The organism is Leifsonia sp. AK011 (assembly GCF_013410945.1).
In the GTDB taxonomy this organism is placed as follows: domain Bacteria; phylum Actinomycetota; class Actinomycetes; order Actinomycetales; family Microbacteriaceae; genus Rhodoglobus.
The window spans coordinates 1927804-1952984 of sequence record NZ_JACCCH010000001.1 but is presented as its reverse complement, the minus strand read 5'-3'; the positions used below and the strand labels follow the sequence as shown (position 1 = coordinate 1952984).

Here is a 25181-nt window from a genome sequence, read left to right as displayed (position 1 = left end):
CTGAGGCGAGATCGCGTCAGACGCGCGCTCTCGCCTCAGCAATGGCATCCGCAGCCCTGACGAGTGCGAGGTGCGAGAAGGCCTGGGGCGTATTGCCCATGTGGTCGCCGGTGTTCGGATCGATCTCCTCGGAGAGCATGCCCACGTCGTTACTGAATCCGACCAGACGGTCCATGAGCACCTTCGCGTCGTCCAGTCGCCCAGACCGTGCGTACTGTTCGACGAGCCAGAACGAGCACGCGAGGAAGGGATGCTCGTCCCCGACAAGTCCGTCGACTCCGCTGTCCGTGAGATAGCGGAGGACGAGACCGTCGCGAAGCAGCTTTCCTTCGATCGCACTGACGGTTCCTAGCATCCGTGGGTCGTCGGGCGCGAGGAACTCGACCTGCGGGAGCTGCAACAGCGAGGCATCGACCGCGGTCCCACCGTAATACTGCACGAAGGTCCCGAGTTCGTCGTTGTAGCCGAACTCGTCGATCTCAGCACGCAGTCGGTCGCGGTGGTGACGCCAGAGATCGACCGGCCCAGGAAGGTCGTAGTCCTCGACAGCACGTACGCCGCAGTCGAATGCCGCCCACATGAGGACCCGCGAGTGGGTGAAGCGACGGACGGGACCGCGGATCTCCCAGATCCCGTGATCCTCCACATCGACCGTTTCGATCAGGCGCTCGAGAAGTGCCTGCTGGAGCGCCCAGGAGAAGTCATCCTCCGTGACGCCCGTGTCGCGCGCATGGGCCAGTGCACGCATGACCTCACCGTAGACGTCGCCCTGGAACTGCGTGTACGCAGCATTGCCGACACGAACCGGAGCCGACCTGCGATAGCCGGGCAAGGTGGGCGGAGACCATTCCTCAAGTCGACGCTCGCCCGCAAGTCCGTACATCACCTGCATGTCTGCCGGGTCACCCGCAATGGCCCGCAACAACCAGTTGCGCCATTCGTGGGCCTCCGATTCGTAGCCGTGGAGCATGAGCGATTCGAGCGTGAACGCGGCATCCCTGAGCCAGACGAACCGGTAGTCCCAGTTGCGCACGCCGCCGATCTCCTCGGGGAGGCTCGTGGTCGCCGCGGCGACAATCCCGCCCGTGTCCTCGTGCGTGAGGGCGCGCAGGATGAGCAGGGAGCGCGCCACAGCATCGTCGTACTCGTCGCCGACGGGTTCGAAGTGGTCGGCCCACTCGCGCCACCACGCCTCGGTCCTCTCGATCTGGCCGCTCACGTCGACGGCGGGCGGTGGTTCCCGGTGCGCCGGATGCCACGTCAGCACGATATCGACGGTCTCACCCGCGCTCACCGTGAACTCACTCCGGTGCGCGTGGTCTCGCGCCTGGAGGCGGGGGCCGCGGACGATGATGGCGTCCGGACCAGCGACGGCAAGGAGAGCCGCGCCCGCGTCATCCGCGAACTCGGGTGCCTGGCGCACCCACGGGAGTGCCGAGGCGTAGTCGAAGCGGATGCGCAGCGTCTGCTCCATGCGCACCGACCCGCGGATGCCGCGGATCCGCCGCACGACGTCGGCCCGTCGATCTCCGTGGGGCATCAGATCCACCACCTCGACGACGCCGGATTCCGTCTCCCACATGGTCTCGAGGATGAACGTTCCCTCGCGATAGCGCCGGCTCGTGGCCCGGGTGGCACCCACGGGCGCCACCCGCCACTGCCCGTGATCCTCTGTACCGAGAAGTGCACCGAAGGTCGACCCTGAATCGAATCGCGGGAGGCACAGCCAGTCGATGCTTCCCGTGAGCGATACGAGGGCTCCGGTGTGGCAATCTCCGATGAGGGCATAGTCCTGAATGGGATGGGGCATCGTCCCATCCTTTCAGGCGGGGCCTGAGGAATCCCTGCTGCGGTGCGGAAGCGATCATGCCGCGCTGAAATCTGACATGCTAGACGAGCGCCCGTCTGGTGGAATTGGCATACACGTCCGACTCAAAATCGGATGCCGAAAGGCTTGCGAGTTCGAGTCTCGCGACGGGCACCGAAGACGTCACGTCTGGCAGTGAGGGCACCACCAGACCTGCCGGAGCTGGAGTTCGTTGTCGCCGATCTCCCCATGGAGCAGCCGTGTCCCGCAGCGACGACAGGGGGCGCCCGTCCGCCCGTAGACCCAGGTTCGATCGCGCCACAGGTTCCCGGTTGTGGTGCGCTCAGGGCGGTCGCGATTCGCAGTGATGAGTCTGTGAGCAAGGTCCACGAGCTGGGGAAGGGATCCGACCTCGCCCACTGGGCGGGTAGGGAGCACGCCGCTGAGGAAGCAGATCTCGGATCGGTAGACATTGCCAAGGCCCGCGAGCACGCGCTGGTCGAGGAGCGCGACGCCGATCGCCCTGTCCGGTTGCCGGGACAGGTTCTCGAGGGCCACCGCCGGGTCCCAGTCCGGTCCGAGGAGATCCGGCCCGAGATAACCGACGATGCTCTCCTCGTCACTCCGCCGCACGACCTCGAAGAGACCGAGCTCGAAGCCCACCGCAACGGTGCGCTCCGTCGCGAGGACAGCGCGGGCTTGCCAGGCGGGCCGCTGCCATCGCGACTTCGGCCCGTAGATGTGCCAGCTGCCCTCCATCTTGAGGTGGCTGTGAAGTGTGTGGTCGCCGACGCGCATGAGGATGTGCTTGCCTCTCGGCACCACTTCTTCGACTGTCTGCCCCGTCAGATCGACGGTCGCGAATGCCGGCACGCGGATGTCGCACCGGGTCAGGGTCTCACCGGCGAGGACCGCGTTCAGGTTGACCGCCGACCGATAGACCGTGTCACCTTCTGGCATGGGTCACGCTCGCAATCGCAGGCCCTGGGGCGTGGTGCCGAAGCCCGCGTGCACGAGTGCGTCACCCAGCTGAGTTCCGATCGCGAAGTCCCCGTCGATCTTCTCCACCCTGAGCTTTCCGAGACCGCGCCGCACCGTGGCGACCATCGACGTCGCCGCTGCTGCCAGAACGGCCGGGTCGGCCGCGAAGCTCAGGATGCTCCTGCCGCCCTTCTCCACGAAGAGCACAAGTTCTCCGTCGACGAGCACGACGAGTGCACCCGCCTTACGACCCGGTCGGTGTCCCTCGCCCTGCGGCCACGGCAGCGCAGCACCATAGGGGTTGGCGGGGTCTGTCGCAGCGAGCGTCACGGCCTCGAGAGGGGCATCCGTGTCGGAATCGCGCGCGTACGCACGGAGCCGGTCCACGGTCGCGCCGCTCGCGAATTGCGCCGCGCCCAACCGGTCGACGAAGTACCCTCGACGCGCACGGCCCTGCTCTTCGAAACCGCTCAGGACCTTGTACTGGAGCCCGAAACCGCCGCGGATGCCCTCGCTCGCGACCGCGCCTCGCGTCACGACCCCGTGTCGCTCGAGGAGGAGCTCCGCTGTCGCCTTGGCACGGACCGTGGGATCGGGCTCCGGAAGCGGCAGGAGTGACCACCTCCCGGCTCCGACAGGTGGCCCCGCCTGCGCGACGGCGAGCGACCTGCCGCGATAACTGCGTGTTCGGGGCGGCCGCGCGGAGCGTGCCGGACCGCCGAGGTAGGAGCGAAGCGGAGCGAAACTGTCGTTCGTGACGAGTCCAGCCCACACGAGGTCCCACAGCGCCGCCGCCAGCTGCTTGTCGTCGATGGGTGCCGCGACCGAGCCGCCGAGGGCAGAACCGAGCTGACGGAAGAAATACGCACCTCCGCCGGCCAGCACCCCGAGGATGTCCCGCTGGAGCTCCGTCGTCTCGTCACCCGCAGGCTCGGGCAGGGTCAGCGGTGCCGTGTCCGCGAGGTGGAGGCTCACCCAGCCATCCCCACCGGGAAGAGTACCGGCACCCGACCAGACGATCTCGCCAGAGACGGTCAGTTCATCGAGCCAGGCAGGGGAGTATCCGGACAACCGCGCTGGCAGCACAAGGGACTCCCACGCGGAGGCGGGCAACGGGACGCCGGCGAGTTGATCGACTACCTGAGCGAGCCCGTCCGCACCACGGAGCGTGCCGCCCACGTACTGCCAGGCAGGCAGGAACCTGGCGAATGCGGCCTGGTCGACGGGCTCAACCTCGTGACGCAGTGCCGCCAGGGAACGCGCCCTCAGCCGGCGTAGAACCTCCACCGAGCACCACTCCGTGCCGGACGCACCGGGGCGGAACTCCCCGTCCACGACGCGTCGATCCGCCGCGAGTCGGCGAAGCGCGTCGAGAACAACGGCACTTCCCAGGCCGAACCGGGATGCGGCATCCGCAACCTGGAACGGACCGTGGGTTCGGGCGTACCGGCTGATCAGATCACCGACGGGATCGTCGACCGGGTCGATGAAAGCGGTGGGAACCCCGATCGGCAGCGGCACTCCAAGCGCATCACGCAGCCGAGAGGCGTCCTCGATGACCGCGAACTGGTCACTACCGGCAATCGTTGCGGCGATGATCCGGTTGGCCCTTCCGAGGTCTTCGAGCACGCGCTGCAGCGAGTCGGGCGGGTCGAGCTGCGACCGTTCGGCGACCTCCGTGAGAGTCAGAGGTCCGAGCATCCTGAGGAGGTCAACGACGCCCTCGGCATCCTTGGCCAGCCTGTCGGATGCCAGGCGTTGGAGTTCCTGTTCGGTCTGCTCGATCACGACAGGATCGAGCAACTCCCGGAGCTCGGCTCGTCCCAACAGTTCCGCGAGGAGAGCAGGATCGAGGCTCAGCGCCGCGCTCCGCCGCTCGGCGAGCGGGGAGTCGCCCTCGTAGAGGAAGGCGGCGACGTAGCCGAACAACAGGCTGCGTGCGAACGGGCTCGGCACCGCGGTCTCCGTCTCCACAACGCGGATGGTGCGCTTCTCGATGTCGCGCGTGAGCGTCAGCAGCTCCGGCAGATCGTAGACGTCCTGAAGGACCTCGCGCGCGGTCTCGAGGAGGATCGGGAACGACGGGAACTTCCGGGCGACGTCCAGTAGCTGGGACGCACGCTGGCGCTGCTGCCATAGGGGGGAGCGTCGCCCGGGGTCGCGACGCGGCAAGAGGAGTGCACGCGCGGCACATTCGCGGAACCGGGCCGCGAACAGGGCCGAACCTCCTACCTCTTCCGTCACGATCTGCTCGAGCTCGGCTGACTCGAACAGGAACAGGTCGGCACCCGGCGGCTCGGCGTCCGTATCGGGGATGCGCACGACGATCCCGTCGTCTGCCGCCATCGCCGAACCGTCCACGCCGAGCCTGTCGCGGATTCGCGCACTCACCGCGATCGCCCACGGCGCATGGACGGGCATGCCGTAGGGGGAGTGAAGAACGACGCGCCAGTCACCGAGTTCGTCGCGGAAGCGTTCCACGAGCAGTGTCGTATCGCTCGGTACCTGTCCGGTGGCCGTCTTCTGCTCAGCGATCAGCGCGACGAGATTGGAGACCGCCCGGGCATCCAGTCCAATCTCCGCGAGCCCGTCGTCCCTCCCGCTTGCGACAGCGCGGGTGAAGGCCCCGATGGCGCGCCCGAGTTCCGCTGGGCGCCCGAGACCGTCGCCCTTCCAGAACGGCACCTTGCCCGGCTGCCCGAAGGCGGGTGTCACGAGCACCTGGTCGTGCGTGATCTCCTCGATGCGCCAACTCGTGGTCCCGAGAGCGAACACATCGCCGACCCTGGACTCGTAGACCATCTCCTCGTCGAGCTCGCCCACGCGTCGCCCAGCCTCCGAGCCCACCATGAACACTCCGAACAGCCCGCGGTCCGGGATGGTTCCCCCTGAGGTCACGGCGAGTCGCTGCGATCCGGGCCGCCCCTCGATCGTGCCCGAGACCCGATCCCACACGATGCGGGGACGGAGCTCGGCGAACTCATCGCTCGGGTACAAGCCGCTCACGAGGTCGAGGGTCGCGTCGAACGCGCTGCGGGGGAGCGATGCGAACGGAGCGCTGCGTCTCACAGTGTCGAACCACTCCTCGACGTCGAGCGACTCGAGTGCGACCGCGGCGACCGTCTGTTGCGCAAGCACGTCGAGCGGATTGCGCGGGATCGAGATCGCCTCGATGAGGCCCTTGCGCATTCGGTCAACGGCCACGGAGGTGTGGATGAGGTCGGTGCGATGTTTGGGGAAGAGCACGCCCTTCGAGATCTCACCGACCTGATGTCCGGCGCGCCCGATCCGCTGGAGCCCGGATGCCACGGACGGCGGCGACTCCACCTGGATCACAAGGTCGACGGCACCCATGTCGATCCCGAGCTCGAGCGAGCTCGTGGCAACCACGCACCGCAGCGTGCCCGATTTCAGCGCGTCCTCGATCTCCGCCCGTTGTTCCTTGCTGACGGACCCGTGGTGCGCCCGTGCCAGGACGGGTGCAGCGCCAGCGGTCGCGCCTGCCTGGGCCATGAGTGCGGCGGGAGGACCCGCGACATCCCGAACCAGGTCCGGGTCCAGTCGTTCCTCGTAGATCTCGTTGAGACGGGAGGTGAGGCGCTCTGCCATGCGCCTGGCATTGACGAAGACGATGGTCGAACGATGCTCGAGGATGCGATCGACGATGGCCTCCTCGACGTGCGGCCAGATCGATCCCGTTGCCTCCGGCGAAACTCCGATCGCTCCCGAGGATGACCCCTCACGCGGGGTGACGACTCCAGGCTCCGCCATGTCGTCCACCGGCACCTCGACAGTCAGGTCGAAGGTCTTGGCCGCGGGGGGCTGCACGATCGTCACGGGTGCGCGGCCGCCGAGGAATCGCGCAACCTCCTCCAGTGGCCGGACGGTGGCAGAGAGGCCGATGCGCTGCGCTGGCTTCGGCAGCAGCGCATCGAGGCGTTCGAGCGAGAGGGCGAGGTGCGCCCCACGCTTCGTGGCCGCGACGGCGTGGACCTCATCGAGGATGATGGTCTCGACGTCCCGAAGGCTCTCGCGCGCCTGCGATGTGAGCATGAGGTACAACGACTCCGGTGTGGTAATCAGGATGTTCGGAGGAGTGCGCGCGAGCACCCGCCGCTCCTGGGGAGTCGTGTCTCCCGACCTCACACCGACGGTCAGCGCGGGAACGTCGAGCCCGAGTCGATGCGCGGCCTGGGTGACCCCGACCAGCGGCGCACGCAGGTTGCGCTCGACGTCGACACCCAGGGCCTTGAGCGGCGAGACGTAGAGCACTCGTGTGCCGAGGTCGGGCTTCGGCTCCGCAATCAGTCGGTCAATCGACCAGAGGAACGCGGCGAGCGTCTTGCCGGAGCCGGTGGGTGCGACGACGAGTGCGTGGTCACCGGAGGAGACGGCATCCCACGCGCCCAACTGGGCCGGAGTCGGAGCTGGGAAGGCGCCCGTGAACCAGTCCCGCGTCGCGGGCGAGAAGCGTTCGAGCACCATCCCACCATCTTCCCGCGCCCCACCGTCATCATCGGGACCCCTTGACGGGCGGTGAGCGGTGTGGTCGCGCTCCCGCACGATCAGGCGGCCCCGTCGTGGATACCGTAGGCTTTGACCGTGACTGACCAGGATGCCACTCCCACCACCCCGCGTAGGGTCGTCGTTGCTGAAGACGAGTCCCTCATCCGCATGGACATCGTCGAGATCCTCCGCGACAACGGGTTCGAGGTCGTCGGTGAGGCCGCCGACGGTGAAACTGCCGTCGCCCTCGCCACGGAGCTGCGCCCCGACCTCGTCATCATGGATGTCAAGATGCCCCAGCTCGATGGCATCTCCGCTGCAGAGCGTCTCAGCAAGAACCACATCGCGCCTGTCGTGCTGCTGACCGCGTTCAGCCAGAAGGAGCTCGTCGAGCGCGCGTCGGAGGCCGGAGCGCTGGCGTACGTTGTCAAGCCATTCACCCCGAACGACCTGCTGCCCGCTATCGAGATCGCCCTCAGCCGCTACACCCAGATCATCACGCTCGAGTCCGAGGTCGCCGACCTCGTGGAGCGTTTCGAGACCCGCAAGCTCGTGGATCGGGCGAAGGGCCTGCTCAACGAGAAGATGGGACTCACCGAGCCCGAGGCGTTCCGCTGGATCCAGAAGGCGTCGATGGACCGCCGTCTCACCATGCACGACGTGGCACAGGCCATCATCGAGCAGCTCAGCGCAAAGAAGTAGCTGCCTACTTCTCGCTCGGCCGATCGCGCAGGATGTTGGTCATCCTGACCGTCGACAGGCGTCGACCCTCGTCATCCCTGATGACGATCTCGTGAGTGGCGAGAGTCCGACCGAGCACGAGCGCGTCGCAGGTGGCCGTGACCCAGCCGCTCGAGATCGACCGGCTGTGCGTCGCGTTGATCTCGATACCCATCGCCATGCGCCCGGGGCCCGCGTGGATGGCCGAGGAGATCGACCCGAGTGACTCTCCGAGCACGACGTGAGCTCCTCCGTGGAGGATTCCGACAACCTGGCGATTGCCCTCGACGGGCATCCGTGCAACCGAGTGCTCGGCGGACAGTTCGAGGTACTCGACGCCCATCTTGACGGTGAGCTCGCCACCTCCCGTGTCGACGATTCGCGCGTAGAGTTCGGGGTCGAGATCGTCGGGAAGTTTCAGCATGGAGCGTCCTTCTGGGCGGAGAATCGACCGTCAGCGGCCCCGGCTAGGCTGGCTGCGTGTCGGATTCCGAAAAGCCTACCCTCCTCGTCGTCGACGGCCATTCGCTGGCTTTCCGGGCGTTCTACGCCCTCCCGGTCGATAGTTTCGTCACGAGGGATGGGCAGCACACGAACGCCATCCACGGCTTCCTGTCGATGCTCATCCTCCTCCTGCAGAACGAGAAGCCCACCCACCTCGCGGTCGCCTTCGACATCTCCCGTTTCTCCTTCCGCACGCGGGAGTACGCGGAGTACAAGGGCACCCGGTCGGAGACCCCGCCGGAGTTCGTGGGCCAGATTCCCCTGCTCGAAGAAGCTCTCAAGGCGATGGGTGTGCAGACCATCAGCAAGGAGGACTTCGAGGCAGACGACATCCTCGCAACACTCTCGACGCAGGGTGCAGAGCAGGGCTTCGACGTGCTCGTCGTGTCCGGGGATCGCGATGCCATCCAGCTGGTGAAGCCAGCCGTGACCCTTCTCTACCCGAACGCTCGCGGTGTCTCAGAACTCAAGCGATACGACCGCGATGCGGTCATGGAACGCTACGGGATCGAGCCGGAACAGTACCCGGATGTCGCAGCTCTCGTGGGGGAGACCTCCGACAACCTCATCGGCATCGACAAGGTCGGCGAGAAGACCGCGGTGAAGTGGCTGAACCAGTTCGGCTCACTCGACGCGATCCTCGAGCACGCGGACGAGATCTCGGGTGTGGTGGGGCAGAACCTTCGTGACCAGAAGGACCGCGCCATCCGGAATCGCAGGCTCAACCGGCTCGTGACCGACGTGGAGCTGCCTGTGGGGCCGAAGGATCTGGCGCGACGCCCCATCGACGAGACTGCCGTGCGTGAGGTCTTCGACAAGCTCCAGTTCAAGACCCTGCTCGAACGGGTGCTGAAGATCGCTGCGGCGGAGCGTGGCGACTCGCCGACCCCGATCGCCGACACGCCCTCGGCATCCGCCATCCCGGTGATCCACACGATGGTCGACGAGGAACTGGCCAAGTGGATCCGCACCCAGTCCGCAGAAGGCACCAAGCCGCTCGGCCTTCGCGTCACCGCCGTCGGTGGCACCGTCACGGGATTCGGCCTCGCATCCGACACCGAGACCGCCTTCGTGCCGTGGGCTCCGGGCCGCATGGACTACGAGGCACTCGAGGGATGGCTCGCGAGCGATGCCCCCAAGTACCTGCACGGAGCGAAGTCCCAGTTCAAGATTCTCGCGGGCGCAGGGCTGCACCTCGGCGGCATAGCCTTCGACACGACCCTCGGAGCCTGGTTGCTCAAGCCCGGGCTGAAGCCCGAGCCACTCGAGACCCAGGTGTACGACTACCTGGGGGAGACGCTCGCCGTCTCCGACCCCACGCAGCTCGTCCCGGAGAACGAGGGCGCGAGCCCGGCAACGGAGGCCTGGTACGTGCTTCGCGTAGCCGAGTACCTGAGCGGTCGGCTCGATCCGGGATCGCGGAGCGTGCTCGACTCCATCGAACTGCCGCTCATTCCCGTCCTGGCGCGCATGGAGCTGAGGGGAATCACGGTCAACCACGATGTGCTCGCGGGCCTCACCGCCCAGCTGACCGAGACATCCACCGAGGTGGCGAAGCTTGCCTTCGCCGAGATCGGACGGGAGATCAACCTCGGCAGCCCCAAGCAGCTGCAGGAGGTGCTCTTCGACCAGCTCGGTATGCCCAAGACGCGGTCGAACAAGACCGGTTTCTCGACGGATGCCGCGAGCCTGGCCGATCTGCAGGAGCAGAATCCGCATCCCTTCCTCGACCTCCTGTTGCAGCACCGCGATGCGACCAAGCTCATGCAGATCATCGCGTCCATTGACAAGGCGATCGACTCGACCGGGCGCGTTCACACGACGTACGAGCAGGCGGGCTCCAGCACGGGACGCATCGCGTCGAACGACCCGAACCTGCAGAACGTCCCCGTGAAGACTGAGATCGGGCGCCGTATCCGGTCAGCGTTCGAGCCGAGCGAGGGCTTCGAGACGCTGCTCACCGCCGACTACTCGCAGATCGAAATGCGTATCATGGCCCACCTCTCGGGCGATTCCGGGCTCATCGAGGCGTTCAACAGCGGCGAGGATCTCCACCGGTTCGTGGGTGCGCGCATTTTCTCCGTTGCCCCTGAGGACGTCACGCCCACGATGCGCACGAAGGTCAAGGCCATGTCGTACGGCCTCGCCTACGGGCTCAGCGCATTCGGGCTGAGCAAGCAGCTGCGCATCGAAACGTCGGAGGCCAAGGAGCTCATGGCCGACTACTTCACGCGCTTCGGTGCAGTTCGCGACTATCTTCGCGACGTCGTCGAGCAGGCCAAGGTGGACGGCTACACCACCACGATCTTCGGTCGTCGCCGTCCGTTCCCCGACCTGCACTCGAACAACCGGGTGTTGCGGGAGAACGCGCAGCGGCAGGCGCTCAACTCACCGATCCAGGGTTCGGCAGCCGACATCCTCAAGCGCGCCATGCTCTCCATCGAGTCCGACATGGCCGACATGCAGTCCCGCATGCTCCTGCAGGTGCACGACGAGCTCGTCTTCGAGGTGTCCCCGGGTGAGCTCGATGCCCTGACCGAGATCGTCCGTCTGCGGATGGGTTCTGCCGCGGATCTCACGGTGCCTCTCGACGTGCAGGTGGGTACCGGACCGAACTGGGATGCGGCAGCTCACTGACCGCCCGCTTTCCTCCTTCACGGGTCGTTCGCGTAGGGTTCATGGAGGAGGTCTTCCATGAGCGAAAGAACGGCGACTGTCGCTTCTGCCATCGGGCTTCACGCACGTCCGGCATCACTCTTCTCGCAGGCAGCGGCCCGCGCCGGCGTCGTCGTGACCATCACCTCGGAGGATGGCAAGAGCGTGAATGCGGCCAGCATCCTCGGCGTGCTGTCGTTGGGTGTCGAACATGGCTCGACCGTGACTCTCTCCGCCGAGGGCGAGGGTGCGGACGCCGCACTCGACTCGCTCGTGGAGCTGCTCAGCACCGACCTCGATGCTCGCTAGGACCCCGGCCGCGGCGCTCTCGCCGTGGCAGCACGCGCTCGGTGAGGACTTCGATTCGTTGCATCCGCGACTGCGCACCTACTTCGGGGCCATCCCCGAGGGTGCCACGGGCCGAGGGGAGGGAGTCTTCGACATCGTCGGCACCCCCCGGCGCTGGCTCTGGCCGCTGTTGTCCTTCCTCGCCGTGGACAATGTCCTCTTCCCGGCGTGGGATCGGGACCTGCCCTTTCGTGTTCGCAATGCCTCGCTGAACGGGCGCGTCGCGGGGTTGAGGCGCTTCGATTTCCCCGTGCGCCCGCACACCATGACGGACAGCATCGGCTGGGAGTCTGGTGAACTCGTCGATCGCCTGGGTCGACACGGCTCGGTGCGCGTTGGTTTCCGGGCCACGGTCGAAGGGTCGGGCCTCGTGCTCCAGTCGACGTGGGTTCGCCTCGCCGGCATCCGCCTTCCGCGCGCGATCTCGCCGCGCGTCAGGCTCGAGGAGAGCTTCGACACCGATGCCGGTCGCCAGCGCGTTTCGTTCGTGATGGATCACCCCGTCTTCGGCCGCCTGTACGAGTACTCGGGTCTCTTCGATTACCGCATCACAGGCCAGCCCCGCGGAGGATCGCGTGACTGAGCGCGTTGTCCTTGCCGGCGGTTCGGGGTTCGTCGGTCGATACCTCGCCGACCGCTATCGAGAGCGGGGGATGCACGTCACCATCGTCGGTCGCACCTCCGAGGTCACGTGGGACGACCCGGAGGCGCTCGTCCGTGCTGTCGATGGAGCGCACCTACTCATCAACCTCGCAGGACGCAGTGTCGACTGCCGCTACAACGCGGCCAATCGCTCGGAGATCCTCGAGTCACGAGTGGGCACGACCGAGGCGCTGCATTCCGCGGTGCGGCAGGCGGCAGTACCGCCCCCGCTCTGGGTGAACTCGTCGACGGCCACCATCTACCGCCACGCCATGGATCGCCCGATGACCGAGTCGGGCGGTGAGCTGGGGGAGGGCTTCTCCGTCTCGATCGCGAAGGCCTGGGAGCAGGCGTTCTTCGCAGGGGAGACCCCCGGCACGCGCAGGGCCGCCCTGCGGATGGCGATCGTACTCGGCGACGGAAGCGTCCTCGAGCGACTTGTGCAGCTGTCGCGCTGGGGTCTCGGTGGCCCGCAGTGGGACTCGCCGTGGTTCCCCAGTCGTGCCCGTCGGGCTGTCGGTACGGAGCACCGCTACGGGGCACCGTGGGGGCGGCAGAAGTTCAGCTGGGTCCACGTCGAGGACGTCTACCGGATCATCGAGTTCCTGGGCGAGCATCCTGAGCTTGAGGGCCCGATCAACGCGAGCTCGCCGCGTCCCACCGACAATGTGACGCTCATGCGCACCCTGCGCAGGGCCCTGGGAGTTCCCCTCGGCATTCCGCTCCCGCGCCCGGCCCTCGAGGTCGGTGCGGCCGTCCTCGGGACGGAGACCGAGCTGGTCCTCAAGAGCAGGTGGGTTGTCCCTGAGCGTCTCGAGGATGCCGGGTTCGTCTTCCAGCACCCGGAGATCGATGAGGCCATTCGATCCAACCTCGGATCACTGGCATCCGCTCGTATCTAGCGCTAAGCTGGGATGTCACTGTCGTGACTTTCTATTCGCCTGCCACGGCGACATAACCAAGTAGCACCGTCACCGTGGCCCAACTTTGTCCAATCCGGAGCAACTACTACATGACAATCGTAACGACCGAAAAGGCACCCAAGCAGGTCGCCGTCAATGACATCGGATCTGCTGATGACTTCCTCGCCGCGGTCGAAAAGACGCTGAAGTTTTTCAACGATGGAGACCTCATCGAGGGCACCGTCGTCAAGATCGACCGGGATGAGGTTCTCCTCGATGTCGGTTACAAGACTGAGGGTGTCATCCCCTCCCGTGAACTTTCCATCAAGCACGATGTAGACCCCAGCGAGATCGTCCAGGTCGGCGACTCCGTTGAGGCTCTTGTTCTCCAGAAAGAGGACAAGGAGGGTCGTCTGATCCTGTCGAAGAAGCGTGCGCAGTACGAGCGCGCCTGGGGCGACGTCGAGAAGATCAAGGATGCCGACGGTGTTGTCACCGGTTCGGTCATCGAGGTCGTCAAGGGTGGCCTCATCGTTGACATCGGCCTGCGTGGCTTCCTGCCCGCATCGCTCATCGAGCTTCGCCGGGTCCGTGACCTGACGCCGTACCTCGGCCAGGAGATCGAGGCGAAGATCCTCGAGCTCGACAAGAACCGCAACAACGTCGTGCTGTCGCGTCGCGCACTCCTCGAGCAGACTCAGAGCGAGAGCCGCACCACGTTCCTCAACAACCTCGCCAAGGGCCAGGTTCGCAAGGGTGTCGTGTCGTCGATCGTCAACTTCGGTGCATTCGTGGACCTCGGCGGTGTCGACGGTCTCGTTCACGTTTCCGAGCTGTCGTGGAAGCACATCGAGCACGCGTCCGAGGTTGTCGAAGTTGGCCAGGAGGTCACCGTCGAGATCCTCGAGGTCGACCTCGAGCGCGAGCGCGTGTCGCTCTCCCTCAAGGCCACCCAGGAAGACCCGTGGCAGGTGTTCGCGCGCACGCACGCGATCGGCCAGGTTGCTCCCGGAAAGGTCACGAAGCTCGTTCCCTTCGGCGCGTTCGTTCGCGTTGCCGAGGGCATCGAGGGCCTCGTGCACATCTCGGAGCTCTCGGGCAAGCACGTCGAGCTCGCCGAGCAGGTTGTCTCGGTCGGCGACGAGGTGTTCGTCAAGGTCATCGACATCGACCTCGAGCGTCGCCGCATCTCGCTGAGCCTCAAGCAGGCCAACGAGGGTGTCGACCCCGAGGGCACCGAGTTCGACCCCGCACTCTACGGAATGCTCACCGAGTACGACGAGCAGGGCAACTACAAGTACCCTGACGGCTTCGACCCGGAGACCAACGAGTGGAAGGACGGCTTCGAGGAGCAGCGCGCCAAGTGGGAGGCCGACTACGCGGCTGCCCAGGCCCGTTGGGAGCAGCACAAGAAGCAGGTCGCCCAGGCGAGCATCGAGGAGGCGACCTCCAGCGAGGTTCCCGCCGGTGCATCCAGCTTCTCGAGCGAGGCATCCGGCAACGGCGGCACGCTCGCGGACGACGAGTCGCTCGCGGCTCTGCGTGAGAAGCTCTCCAGCAACTCCTAAGTCAGTTCCTGACGCAGTCAGACAAAACGGCCGGTCCCTCAGGGGGTCGGCCGTTTTGCTGTCCTCCGGCGGAAGACGGCGACGAGGCCGATGATCAGCGCCGCGAGAGCGACCACCACCAGGATCGGGATGAGCAGGGCGAACAGGCTGAGTGTGACACTGCCGACATCCTCGGCTGTGCTCACCACCGGTGCTGCCGCTCCGACCGTGATCGCGTTGAGTACCGGTCGTGCCGCCATTTTGGCGAGGTGCGTGCCCAGAGCGAGGACGATTCCGATGGCGATCGGTATCCAGGACCCGGACTCGAAGAACGAGGCAGGGTCGGTGACCACGGCCGTCGCCGAGGATGACCCGGTTCCGAAGGCGATGCCACCGGAGACGGGGCGCACGATCGTCTGGACCCAGTCGTTGATCGAGTCCACCACGGGAATCTTGTCCGCGACGATCTCGATCACAAGGAGCACCGCGATGATGCCGAGGACCCATTCGTTCTCGAGCCAGCTCCACGCGGCTGGCAAGGTGACGAAGTCGAGGAAGCGGCCGGCCAGCCCAAGAATGAGCAGTGGAATGTACGCATTGAGCCCCGCGGCAACTGCCAGCCCGGTGCCCGTGAGGAACTCCATCGTCGTCCTTCCCAGCGCGTTGCCGAGGTCGCGCCGTCACCGCCGAGGCTAGCAGCGGGTGCCGTTCTCCCGTCGAGCTAGCATTGCGCCTATGTACCTGATTGCCCTCACAGGCGGCATCGCGTCGGGCAAGTCCCTGGTCTCCGCTCGGCTACGCGAACTCGGCGCCGTGATCGTCGACGCCGATGTGCTTGCGCGGGAGGTGGTCGAGCCGGGCACCGCGGGGCTCGCAGCAATCGTGGATGCCTTCGGGCGCGGCATCCTCACCGAGGACGGTCGTCTGGATCGACCAGCGCTCGGCGCCATCGTCTTCACGGATCCGCAGGCGCTCCAGCGCCTCAACGACATCACCCATCCAGCCGTCTGGTCGCGCGCGCGCGAGTTGTTCACCGAGGCCGCGGCGGCCAATCCCGACGCGGTCATTGTGTACGACGTGCCGCTTCTCGTCGAGGGTTCTGCGGGTCGACCGATGAGTTTCGATCTTGTTGTCGTCGTCGAGGCACCGGAGCGCGTGAGAGTCGATCGCATGGTCGAGCACCGCGGGATGTCACGGCCCGATGCCGAGGCGCGCATCCGCTCCCAGGCGACCGACGCCGAGCGCCGAGCTGCCGCGGACGTGGTCATCGACAACTCGGGATCGCGCGAGAACACCTACGAACAGGTCGACGCGCTGTGGTCGAGCGCGCTCGCGTCCGCCACGGGCGCACAGGAGGACTGACACAGCCCCTAATACTGTCGGCGGCCCTGCCTAAGCTTGATGGTATGGAACCCACCCGCTCGGTCAGGCCCTTCGAGGTCGTCAGCGAGTATTCGCCGAGCGGCGATCAGCCGCAGGCCATCAAGGAGCTCGCACACCGCATCAACGCCGGCGAGACCGACGTCGTCCTCCTCGGCGCCACGGGAACCGGCAAGTCAGCCACAACGGCCTGGCTCATCGAGCAGGTGCAGCGCCCCACTCTCGTCCTCTCACACAACAAGACCCTGGCCGCTCAGCTCGCGAACGAGTTCCGCGATCTCATGCCCAACAACGCGGTCGAGTACTTCGTCTCCTACTACGACTACTACCAGCCGGAGGCCTACGTCCCCCAGACGGACACCTTCATCGAGAAGGACTCGTCCATCAACGCGGAGGTCGAGCGCCTTCGGCACTCCACCACCAATTCGCTCCTGAGTCGTAGGGACGTCGTCGTCGTCTCTACGGTGTCGTGCATCTACGGCCTGGGAGCAGCAGAGGACTACCTCGAGGCGATGCTCGCACTGCAGGTGGGCATGCGGATCGATCGGGAGACCCTCATCCGCCGCTTCATTTCCATGCAGTACGAGCGCAACGACTACGCATTCTCCCGCGGAACGTTCCGCGTGCGGGGCGACACGATTGAGATCATCCCGGTCTACGAGGAGCTGGCGATCCGTATCGAGATGTTCGGTGACGAGATCGAGGCGATCTACGCCCTCCACCCCCTCACCGGCGATGTGGTTCGCGCCATGGATGCGGTCTCGGTCTTTCCCGGCACGCACTACGCCGCGAGTCCACAGACCATCCAACGTGCCATCGGCACGATCCAGGAGGAGCTCGCAGAGCGCCTGCAGCAGCTCGAGCGCGAGGGCAAACTGCTCGAGGCGCAGCGCCTGCGCATGCGTACGACGTTCGACATCGAGATGATGGAGCAACTCGGCTTCTGCAACGGCATCGAGAACTACTCCCGTCACCTCGACGGTCGAGCACCGGGGGAGGCGCCGCACTGCCTTCTCGACTACTTCGCCGAGGATTTCCTCGTCGTCATCGACGAGTCCCACGTCACGGTTCCGCAGATCGGAGCGATGTACGAGGGGGATGCCTCGCGCAAGCGCACCCTCGTCGAGCACGGGTTCCGCCTGCCGAGCGCGATGGACAACCGCCCTCTCAAGTGGGACGAGTTTCTCGAGCGCACCGGTCAGAAGGTCTACCTGTCGGCGACTCCCGGTAAGTACGAGTTGGGGATCACGGACTCGGTCGTCGAGCAGGTCATCCGACCGACCGGCCTCGTCGACCCGCAGATCGTCGTCAAGCCGTCGAAGGGCCAGATCGACGATCTGCTTGAGCAGATCCGACTGCGCGTGGAGCGCAACGAGCGTGTGCTCGTCACCACCCTCACCAAGAAGATGGCGGAGGAGCTCACGGAGTTCCTCGGTGAGCACGGAGTCCGAGTGCGCTACCTGCACTCGGACGTAGACACGCTTCGTCGTATCGAGCTCCTGACCGAGCTGCGCCAGGGTGTCTACGACGTCCTCGTGGGTATCAACCTGCTGCGCGAGGGCCTCGACCTTCCCGAGGTGTCGCTCGTGGCCATCCTCGATGCGGACAAGGAGGGCTTCCTGCGCTCTGGCACCTCCCTCATCCAGACGATCGGCCGCGCGGCTCGCAACGTGTCCGGTGAGGTCCACATGTACGCGGACAGCATCACGGACTCCATGGCCCTCGCCATCGAGGAGACGGCCCGCCGCCGGGAGAAGCAGATTGCCTACAACACGGAGCGGGGCATCGATCCGCAACCCTTGCGCAAGAAGATCGCCGACATCACCGATGCACTTCTCCGAGAGGGCGCGGATACGGCTGAGCTGTTGAGCAGTCGCGATGGGCGCAAGCGTGCGCCGACTCCCAACCTCAAGCGCGAGGGTCTCGCTGCGGAGGGTGGGGCCGACCTGGAGAAGATCATCGCCGACCTCAACGACCAGATGCTGAAGGCGGCCGCCGAGCTCAAGTTCGAGCTCGCGGGGAGGCTCCGTGACGAGGTGGCGGACCTCAAGAAGGAACTGCGGCAGATGGAGCAGGCCGGGCATCTGCGGTAGCCACCGCTGGGATACGATCGTCCTGTCGCGGTGACCACTGTGGGGCAGTCCCCGCCTCACTGCGACCAGGAAGCGTGACGTTCATGACGTTCCGTCCCCTGACCGCGATCACCGCGGTCTTCTCGCCGTACCGCCTCGTACTCGACAGCCCGCAACGCCGGGCCTTCGTTGCCGCCGCGTGGGCCGGTCGGTTCCCGAAATCAGCCCTCGGCCTCGGCCTCATCCTCCTCATCGCCCTGACGGAGGGTGACTACGCCCTGGCGGGCACCGTCTCCGCCGCCTTCGTGGTCGCTCTTGCCATCGGTGGCCCTCGATGGTCCCGCGCCATGGACATCTTCGGGGTTCGGCGCGTGCTTCCCATCACCGCGGCGCTCCTCTCCGTCTTCGCCGTCCTGTTGCTTGTCGCGATCAGCACGGATGCCCCGGTCTGGACCTGGTTCGTGCTCGCGGTGCTCACGGGCCTCTCGGTTGTGGACATGGGTTCCGTCGTGCGCTCGAGGTGGGCTTCGATTCTCGAACAGGACGAGCGGCTGCCGGCCTTCGCCCTCGAGTCGATCAACGACGAGCTCGTCTTCGTCGTCTCGCCGCCCATCGTCACCCTTCTTGCCACGCTCGTGGACCCCGTCCTTGGTTTCGTGGTCGGACTCGTGGTCGGACTCGGTGGGTACCTCGCCTTCGCGTGGGGCTCGAGCGCATCCCGCTCCGAGCGCCCAACGCAGCGTGGCGCCGCGGTTCCCGCGGGGATTCTCGGTGTGGTGGTCGCATTCGGTGCCATGGGTGTGGTCTTCGGTGGGTTCGACATCTCCGCAGTTGCGCTGGCCGAGCAGGCTGGCGTGCCAGTCGCTGCCGGTCTCCTCATCGGCGTCTTCGCCCTCGCGAGTGTCATCTCCGGCACCATCCTGGGCGCGAGGCCCGTGGTGCGGTCGCGAGCACGACGTTTCGTCGTCGCGGCGATCGCGTACTCGATCCTCGTTCCCCTCCTCGCGCTCTCGTCGGACATCGTCTTCGCTGCCGCCGCATGCGCTGCCGCAGGCGTGGTCACGTCGCCGTTGATGATCACGGGCATCGCACTCGTGGAACACCGGGCGGAGGCATCCCGTCTCACCGAGACCCTCGCGTACCCGACCGCCGCCATCGCGGTCGGGGGAATGCTCGGGGCGTGGCTGTCCGGTCATGTGATCGAGAGCGCGGGCGCGCAGGCCGGCTTCCTGGTGCCGGCGGTCGCCGCGGCAACCGTCGTGGTGACAGTGACCGTGTCGGAGGCGCTCGTTGCCCGGGCAGCCGCCTTCCGCCCGCCCGAATGAATGTCGGCGGCTCGGTAGAATATAGAGAGTGCCGATTTCTGCAACCGAACCTGAAGAGCTCGATGAAGCCACGATGCTCCGCGTCGTCGATCGCCCTCTCGCCAACGACACCCTGTCCGTGCGTGGCGCGCGAGTCCACAACCTGAAGAATGTCGATATCGACATTCCCCGCGACTCCATGGTCGTGTTCACGGGTCTCTCGGGATCCGGCAAATCATCCCTCGCGTTCGACACGATCTTTGCCGAGGGCCAGCGTCGCTATGTCGAATCGCTCTCGGCCTACGCCCGGCAGTTCCTCGGCCAGGTCGACAGGCCCGATGTCGATTTCATCGAGGGCCTGAGCCCCGCGGTCTCGATCGACCAGAAGTCGACCAACCGCAATCCGCGGTCGACCGTCGGCACGATCACCGAGATCTACGACTACATGCGTCTCCTGTGGGCTCGCATCGGCGTTGCCCACTGCGCCGTCTGCGGAGAGTTGATCTCGCGCCAGAGTGTGCAGCAGATCGCCGACCAGCTCATGACGCTCGAATCGGGGACCCGCTACCAGGTCGTGAGCCCCGTCGTCAGCCAGAAGAAGGGCGAGTTCGTCGACCTCTTCAAGGAGCTCGCGTCGAGCGGGTATTCGCGAGCGATCGTCGATGGCGAACAGATCCAGCTCAGCGATCCCCCCAAGCTCAAGAAGCAGTTCAAGCATGACATCTCGGTCATCGTCGACCGCCTGGTCGCGAGCGACGACGTCCTGACCCGACTGACCGACTCGCTCGAGACGGCACTCCGACTCACCGACGGTCTCGTCTCCATCAACTTCGTCGACGAGACCGGGGATGCCGCGTGGCGCACGTTCTCCGAGAAGCTCTCGTGCCCCAACGGACACCCCGTCCAGCTCACCGAGATCGAACCCCGCACGTTCTCGTTCAACGCCCCCTTCGGTGCATGCCCAGAGTGCTCGGGTCTCGGCACCCGCATGTCGGTCGACGCCGATCTGCTCATCGCCGACGATTCCGTGAGCATCGCCGACGGCGCGATCCTTCCGTGGACGAGCGCCGGCAAGGGCCTCTTCAACTACTTCGAGAAACTCCTCGTCGGTCTGTCCCGCGACCTCGACTTCTCGCTCAACACACCGTGGGGCGAGCTGAGCGAAGATGTTCGCGAGGCGATCCTCCGCGGCAACAACTTCCAGGTGACGGTCAAGTGGAAGAACCGCTACGGCCGCGAGATGAAGTACTCAACGGGTTTCGAGGGCGTCATCCCGTACATGGAGCGCAAGTACATGGAGGCCGAGACCGACGTCCAGCGCCAGCGCGTCGCCGAGTATCTGCGCGAAGTTCCGTGCCCGGTCTGCGACGGAAAGCGTCTCAAGCCGGAGGTCCTGGCCGTGACGGTCAACGACATGAGCATCTCGGATGTCTGTGAACTCAGCCTCATTGAAGCCCACGAGTTCATGCAGCAGCTTGTGCTGTCGCAGCGCGACGCCCGCATCGCCGCGCAGGTCCTGCGGGAGATCCGGCTGCGGCTCGAGTTCCTCATCGAGGTCGGCCTCAGTTACCTGGACCTCATGCGTGCGGCAGCCACCCTCAGTGGTGGTGAGGCACAGCGCATCCGTCTCGCCACACAGATCGGCTCCGGGCTCACGGGGGTGCTCTACGTTCTCGACGAACCGAGCATCGGCCTGCACCAGCGCGACAACCGCCGCCTCATCGAAACGCTCGTCAAGCTCAAGAACCTGGGCAACACGCTCATCGTTGTCGAGCACGACGAGGACACGATCCGCACGGCGGACTGGCTTGTCGACATCGGTCCGGGAGCGGGAGAGCATGGCGGCAAGGTTGTGCACTCCGGATCGTACGAGGACCTCCTCGACAACCCCGAGTCGATCACCGGTGACTACCTGGCCGGACGCCGTTCGATCGGGATGCCGGAGAAGCGGCGCCCCGTCGACCCGAAGCGTCAGATCACCGTCGAGGGCGCACGCGCGAACAACCTCCGAAACCTGACGGTGTCGTTCCCGCTCGGCGTATTCACCGCGGTCACGGGCGTGAGTGGGTCCGGCAAGTCGAGTCTCGTCAACGACATCCTCTACAAGGTGCTCGCGAACGAACTCAACGGCGCCAGGCAGATCGCGGGTCGCCACACGCGCGTGACCGGGCTCGAGGACCTCGACAAGGTTGTCCACGTTGACCAGGCCCCGATCGGCCGCACGCCGCGGTCCAACCCGGCCACCTACACGGGCGTCTTCGACAAGATCCGTACGCTCTTCTCCGAGACCGCGGATGCCAAGGCCCGCGGCTACCAGCCTGGGCGCTTCAGCTTCAACGTCAAGGGCGGCCGCTGCGAGAACTGTTCGGGCGACGGCACGATCAAGATCGAGATGAACTTCCTTCCCGACGTCTACGTCGCGTGCGAGGTCTGCGGGGGAGCGCGGTACAACCGCGAGACTCTCGCGGTGCGGTACAAGGGCAAGAACATCGCCGAGGTCCTCGACATGCCGATCAGCGAGGCGGCCGAGTTCTTCGAGGCGATCTCCTCGATCCACCGCTACCTCCGCACCCTCGAGGAGGTCGGGCTCGGCTACGTCCGTCTCGGCCAGAGCGCCACCACCCTCTCGGGCGGTGAGGCCCAGCGCGTGAAGCTCGCGACCGAGCTCCAGCGTCGATCGATGGGGCGGACCGTGTACGTGCTCGACGAGCCGACGACGGGACTGCACTTCGAGGACGTTCGCAAGCTGCTCGTCGTGCTCAACGGTCTCGTCGACAAGGGGAACACTGTCATCGTCATCGAGCACAACCTCGATGTGATCAAGTCGGCTGACTGGCTCATCGATCTGGGACCGGAGGGTGGATCCGGGGGAGGGCAACTGGTCGCGGTCGGCACACCGGAGCAACTCGCTGAGTTCACGGAGAGCCACACCGCGGTCTTCCTCGCTGAGGCTCTCGCCGGCGCTCGCGCCTAGGAGCCGAGATGGCCTCCGACATCTCGTGGCGACCCAAGGCCGGTGACATCCCGCAGCAGCCCGGTGTCTACCGGTTCAGGGATGCGACGTCCCGCGTGCTCTACGTCGGCAAGGCGCGCAACCTGCGCGCGCGGCTGAGCAACTACTTCGCACCCCTGGCGACCCTGCACGAACGCACGCGAAGGATGGTGCAGACTGCAGCCTCGGTCGAGTGGACCGTCGTGGCGAGCGACTTCGAGGCTCTCCAACTGGAGTTCACGTGGATTAAGGAGTTCGATCCGCCATTCAACGTGCAGTACAAGGACGACAAGTCGTACCCGTACCTCGCGATCACCCTCGGTGATCCGGTGCCTCGCGTGCTGGTGACGCGCAACCGCGGCATCCCGAATGCACGGTATTTCGGACCGTACTCGCGGGTGTGGGCGATTCGCGAGACGGTCGACGTGCTGCTCAAGGCCTTCCCGATGCGCAGCTGCACGAACACCACCTACAAGAGGGCCCAGCAGACCGGTCGACCCTGCCTTCTCGGCGACATCGGCAAGTGCGCTGCACCGTGCGTCGGGCGTGTGAGCCTCGAGGAGCACAAGTCCATCGCGCTCGACTTCGCCTCGTTCATGGGCGGCAACGACAGGGGATTCATCCCCGCCATCACCAAGAAGATGCGGGATGCCTCGGAGGCCCAGGACTACGAGGCCGCTGCCCGCTACCGCGACCAGATCGCCGCGATCGAGCTCGTCCTCGAGAAGAACTCCGTCGTGCTCTCCGAGGACCTGGATGCCGACCTCTTCGGGATCGCGCATGACGAGCTCGCCGCGGCCGTGCAGCAGTTCATCGTGCGCGGCGGCCGAATCAGGGGTGTGCGCGGCTGGGTGGTCGACAAGGAGCTCGACATCGGCCTGCCCGAACTCGTCGAGTCGGTCCTGCAGAATGCCTACGAGGACTCGGACCCGCCCAGGACGATCTTTGTGCCCGCCCTCCCGGACGACCGACCGGAACTCGAACAGTGGCTCGGCCAGCGTGCTGGCGCACGAGTGGAGCTCAGGGTCGCGCAGCGCGGCGACAAGGCGGCGCTCGCGCAGACCGTGGCCAAGAACGCGATGAACGCACTCGTGCTGTACAAGTCGCGACGCAGTGCCGATTTCGTTGCACGGTCGCAAGCGTTGACGCATCTGCAGGAGTCCCTCGCGATGGACGTCGCACCGCTGCGCATGGAGTGCTACGACGTGTCACACCTGTCGGGCACGGGGATCGTGGCATCCATGGTCGTCTTCGAGGACGGGCTTCCCCGCAAGGACCAGTACCGGCGCTTCAGCATCGCCGAGTCGACGGATGACACGGACTCGCTGTACCAGGTGCTCACACGCCGACTCGCCTACCTCAAGGAGCCGGAAACCGAGCAGGAGGAGCTGGAGGAGACCGCAGCCGTGCGCCGCAGGAAGTTCGCCTACCGCCCCCAGCTCCTCATCGTCGACGGCGGACAGCCGCAGGTGGCGGCAGCGCAACGTGCACTGGATGATGCGGGTATCACCGACATCCAACTCTGCGGAATCGCCAAGCGCCTCGAGGAGCTCTGGCTTCCCGGGGCGGACTTCCCGGTCATCCTGCCTCGCAACAGCGACGCCCTCTTCCTGATCCAGCGCATTCGTGACGAGGCGCACCGTTTCGCCATCACCTACCAGCGCACGACACGCAAGCGGGACATCACCTCGGTGCTCTCGGAGGTGCCCGGCCTGGGGGATGCGCGCGTGAAGGAACTCCTCAAGCATTTCGGCTCCGTTGCCCGTCTCAGGGCTGCCAGCGTCGAGGAGATCCAGGGCATCCGGGGCATCGGTCCCACCCTCGCTACGGCGATCGTCGAACAGCTCGGAGCGCCGCGGGCCTCGGCTGCTCCGCGCGGGTCAGCCCGTCCTCGCGAGTAAGCTGTGTTCCGATGACGACCGAGGCCGCGCAGCAGGAGATGTTGGTTGTCACCGGCATGTCCGGTGCTGGCCGATCGACGGTCGGGAACGCCCTCGAGGACCTCGGTTGGTACGTCGTCGACAACCTGCCCCCGCAGATGCTCATGCCGCTGGTCGAGCTAGCAGGCCATGCAGGCAACGCCCTTCCGCGTATTGCCGCCGTCGTCGATGTGCGCGGCGGCAAGCTGTTCTCGGATGTCGAGACGGCTATCGACGCCCTTCGCGACACCGCCTCCGTTCGCGTGCTCTTCCTCGACGCGACCGACCAGGCTCTTGTCCGCCGGTTCGAGCAGGTGCGCCGACCGCATCCACTCCAGGGCGGGGGAACGCTCCTCGACGGTATCGAAGCCGAGCGCATGCGCATGACCGGCATCCGGGAGTCGAGCGACATCGTCATCGACACCTCGGATCTGAACATCCACCAGCTTGCGACTCGTGTCGCGGAGAAGTTCTCCGACGCGAACACCGCTGGTGTGCAGGTCACCGTCATGAGCTTCGGTTTCAAGTACGGGCTCCCCACGGACTCTGACCTCGTCGCCGACGCGCGTTTCCTGCCCAACCCGTTCTGGGTGCCTGAACTGGCGGCCCTGACGGGCAGGGATGAGCTCGTTCGCGACTACGTGATGGGTCAGCCGGGTGCGACGGAGTTCGTCGCTGCATACACCACCGCGCTGGGTCCGGTGCTGGCCGGGTATCAGCGTGAGAACAAACGACACGCTACGATCGCCATTGGATGCACGGGGGGCAAGCACCGCTCGGTCGCAGTCGCAGAGGCCCTCGCAGCCCAGTTGCGGGATGTGCCGGGCGTAGCGGTCAACGTGAGGCATAGGGATCTCGGGCGCGAGTAGGCACCCCCCATCCCATCGCAGCAAGAGAAGGAG

At 66.0% G+C, this 25181-nt stretch carries 17 protein-coding genes and 1 tRNA gene; 13 read left to right on the top strand and 5 right to left on the bottom strand.

Annotation, left to right across the window (positions count from 1 at the left end):
- Positions 1-16: 16 nt before the first annotated feature.
- On the bottom strand, positions 17-1810 hold the full coding sequence (locus HDC94_RS09515; RefSeq protein ID WP_179496990.1) for a glycoside hydrolase family 15 protein: 1794 nt from the start codon (positions 1808-1810) through the stop codon (positions 17-19).
- 89 nt (positions 1811-1899) lie between these two features.
- On the opposite strand from HDC94_RS09515, the gene HDC94_RS09510 reads away from it, so the two are divergent.
- A tRNA-Leu gene (locus tag HDC94_RS09510) sits at positions 1900-1981 on the top strand.
- Positions 1982-1990: 9 nt separating this feature from the next.
- On the opposite strand, the gene HDC94_RS09505 is transcribed toward HDC94_RS09510, so the two are convergent.
- Both HDC94_RS09505 and HDC94_RS09500 read right to left on the bottom strand, forming a co-directional pair.
- Entirely contained in the window at positions 1991-2767 is a 777-nt protein-coding gene (locus HDC94_RS09505) for an Fpg/Nei family DNA glycosylase (RefSeq protein WP_179496988.1), read from the bottom strand.
- A 3-nt stretch (positions 2768-2770) separates the two neighbouring features.
- Positions 2771-7273, bottom strand: a complete 4503-nt coding sequence (locus tag HDC94_RS09500; RefSeq protein ID WP_179496986.1) for an ATP-dependent helicase — start codon at positions 7271-7273, stop codon at positions 2771-2773.
- A gap of 117 nt (positions 7274-7390) precedes the next feature.
- Between HDC94_RS09500 and HDC94_RS09495 the strand changes: the two genes are divergently transcribed.
- Positions 7391-7996 (top strand): ANTAR domain-containing response regulator, encoded by a 606-nt coding sequence (locus HDC94_RS09495; RefSeq protein WP_179496984.1) that lies wholly within the window; start codon positions 7391-7393, stop codon positions 7994-7996.
- A 4-nt stretch (positions 7997-8000) separates the two neighbouring features.
- Here the strand turns inward: HDC94_RS09495 and HDC94_RS09490 are convergent, their stop codons facing one another.
- Positions 8001-8438, bottom strand: coding sequence for a PaaI family thioesterase (locus HDC94_RS09490; RefSeq protein WP_179496982.1), 438 nt, complete (start codon positions 8436-8438; stop codon positions 8001-8003).
- A gap of 56 nt (positions 8439-8494) precedes the next feature.
- Between HDC94_RS09490 and polA the strand changes: the two genes are divergently transcribed.
- From polA to rpsA, 5 genes are all read left to right on the top strand, one after another.
- A complete protein-coding gene (gene polA, locus HDC94_RS09485; protein WP_179496980.1) occupies positions 8495-11155 on the top strand; it encodes a DNA polymerase I in 2661 nt (886 codons plus the stop codon).
- Between the two features lie 57 nt (positions 11156-11212).
- Positions 11213-11482, top strand: a complete 270-nt coding sequence (locus HDC94_RS09480) for an HPr family phosphocarrier protein (RefSeq protein ID WP_179496978.1) — start codon at positions 11213-11215, stop codon at positions 11480-11482.
- On the top strand, positions 11472-12104 hold the full coding sequence (locus HDC94_RS09475) for a DUF4166 domain-containing protein (protein ID WP_179496976.1): 633 nt from the start codon (positions 11472-11474) through the stop codon (positions 12102-12104). The genes HDC94_RS09480 and HDC94_RS09475 overlap by 11 nt, the downstream gene beginning before the upstream one ends.
- Positions 12097-13065 carry an epimerase gene (locus HDC94_RS09470; protein ID WP_179496974.1) on the top strand — a complete coding sequence of 323 codons (969 nt, stop codon included), beginning with the start codon at positions 12097-12099 and terminating at the stop codon, positions 13063-13065. Before HDC94_RS09475 ends, HDC94_RS09470 begins: the two co-directional genes overlap by 8 nt.
- A gap of 110 nt (positions 13066-13175) precedes the next feature.
- On the top strand, positions 13176-14633 hold the full coding sequence (gene rpsA, locus HDC94_RS09465) for a 30S ribosomal protein S1 (protein WP_179496972.1): 1458 nt from the start codon (positions 13176-13178) through the stop codon (positions 14631-14633).
- Positions 14634-14671: 38 nt separating this feature from the next.
- On the opposite strand, the gene HDC94_RS09460 is transcribed toward rpsA, so the two are convergent.
- Positions 14672-15256, bottom strand: a complete 585-nt coding sequence (locus tag HDC94_RS09460; RefSeq protein WP_179496970.1) for a DUF4126 domain-containing protein — start codon at positions 15254-15256, stop codon at positions 14672-14674.
- A gap of 91 nt (positions 15257-15347) precedes the next feature.
- Here HDC94_RS09460 and coaE point away from each other — a divergent pair, with 91 nt between their 5' ends.
- The 6 genes from coaE to rapZ all read left to right on the top strand — a co-directional run bounded on the left by coaE (position 15348) and on the right by rapZ (position 25148).
- On the top strand, positions 15348-15974 hold the full coding sequence (gene coaE, locus HDC94_RS09455) for a dephospho-CoA kinase (protein WP_179496968.1): 627 nt from the start codon (positions 15348-15350) through the stop codon (positions 15972-15974).
- A gap of 44 nt (positions 15975-16018) precedes the next feature.
- Entirely contained in the window at positions 16019-18085 is a 2067-nt protein-coding gene (gene uvrB / locus HDC94_RS09450) for an excinuclease ABC subunit UvrB (protein ID WP_179496966.1), read from the top strand.
- Between the two features lie 83 nt (positions 18086-18168).
- A complete protein-coding gene (locus HDC94_RS09445; RefSeq protein ID WP_179496964.1) occupies positions 18169-19389 on the top strand; it encodes an MFS transporter in 1221 nt (406 codons plus the stop codon).
- 73 nt (positions 19390-19462) lie between these two features.
- Entirely contained in the window at positions 19463-22342 is a 2880-nt protein-coding gene (uvrA, locus tag HDC94_RS09440; protein ID WP_179498993.1) for an excinuclease ABC subunit UvrA, read from the top strand.
- An 8-nt stretch (positions 22343-22350) separates the two neighbouring features.
- A complete protein-coding gene (gene uvrC, locus HDC94_RS09435) occupies positions 22351-24261 on the top strand; it encodes an excinuclease ABC subunit UvrC (RefSeq protein ID WP_179496962.1) in 1911 nt (636 codons plus the stop codon).
- An 11-nt stretch (positions 24262-24272) separates the two neighbouring features.
- Complete coding sequence (gene rapZ / locus HDC94_RS09430; RefSeq protein ID WP_179496960.1) at positions 24273-25148, top strand: RNase adapter RapZ; 876 nt, start codon at positions 24273-24275, stop codon at positions 25146-25148.
- Positions 25149-25181: the final 33 nt, after the last annotated feature.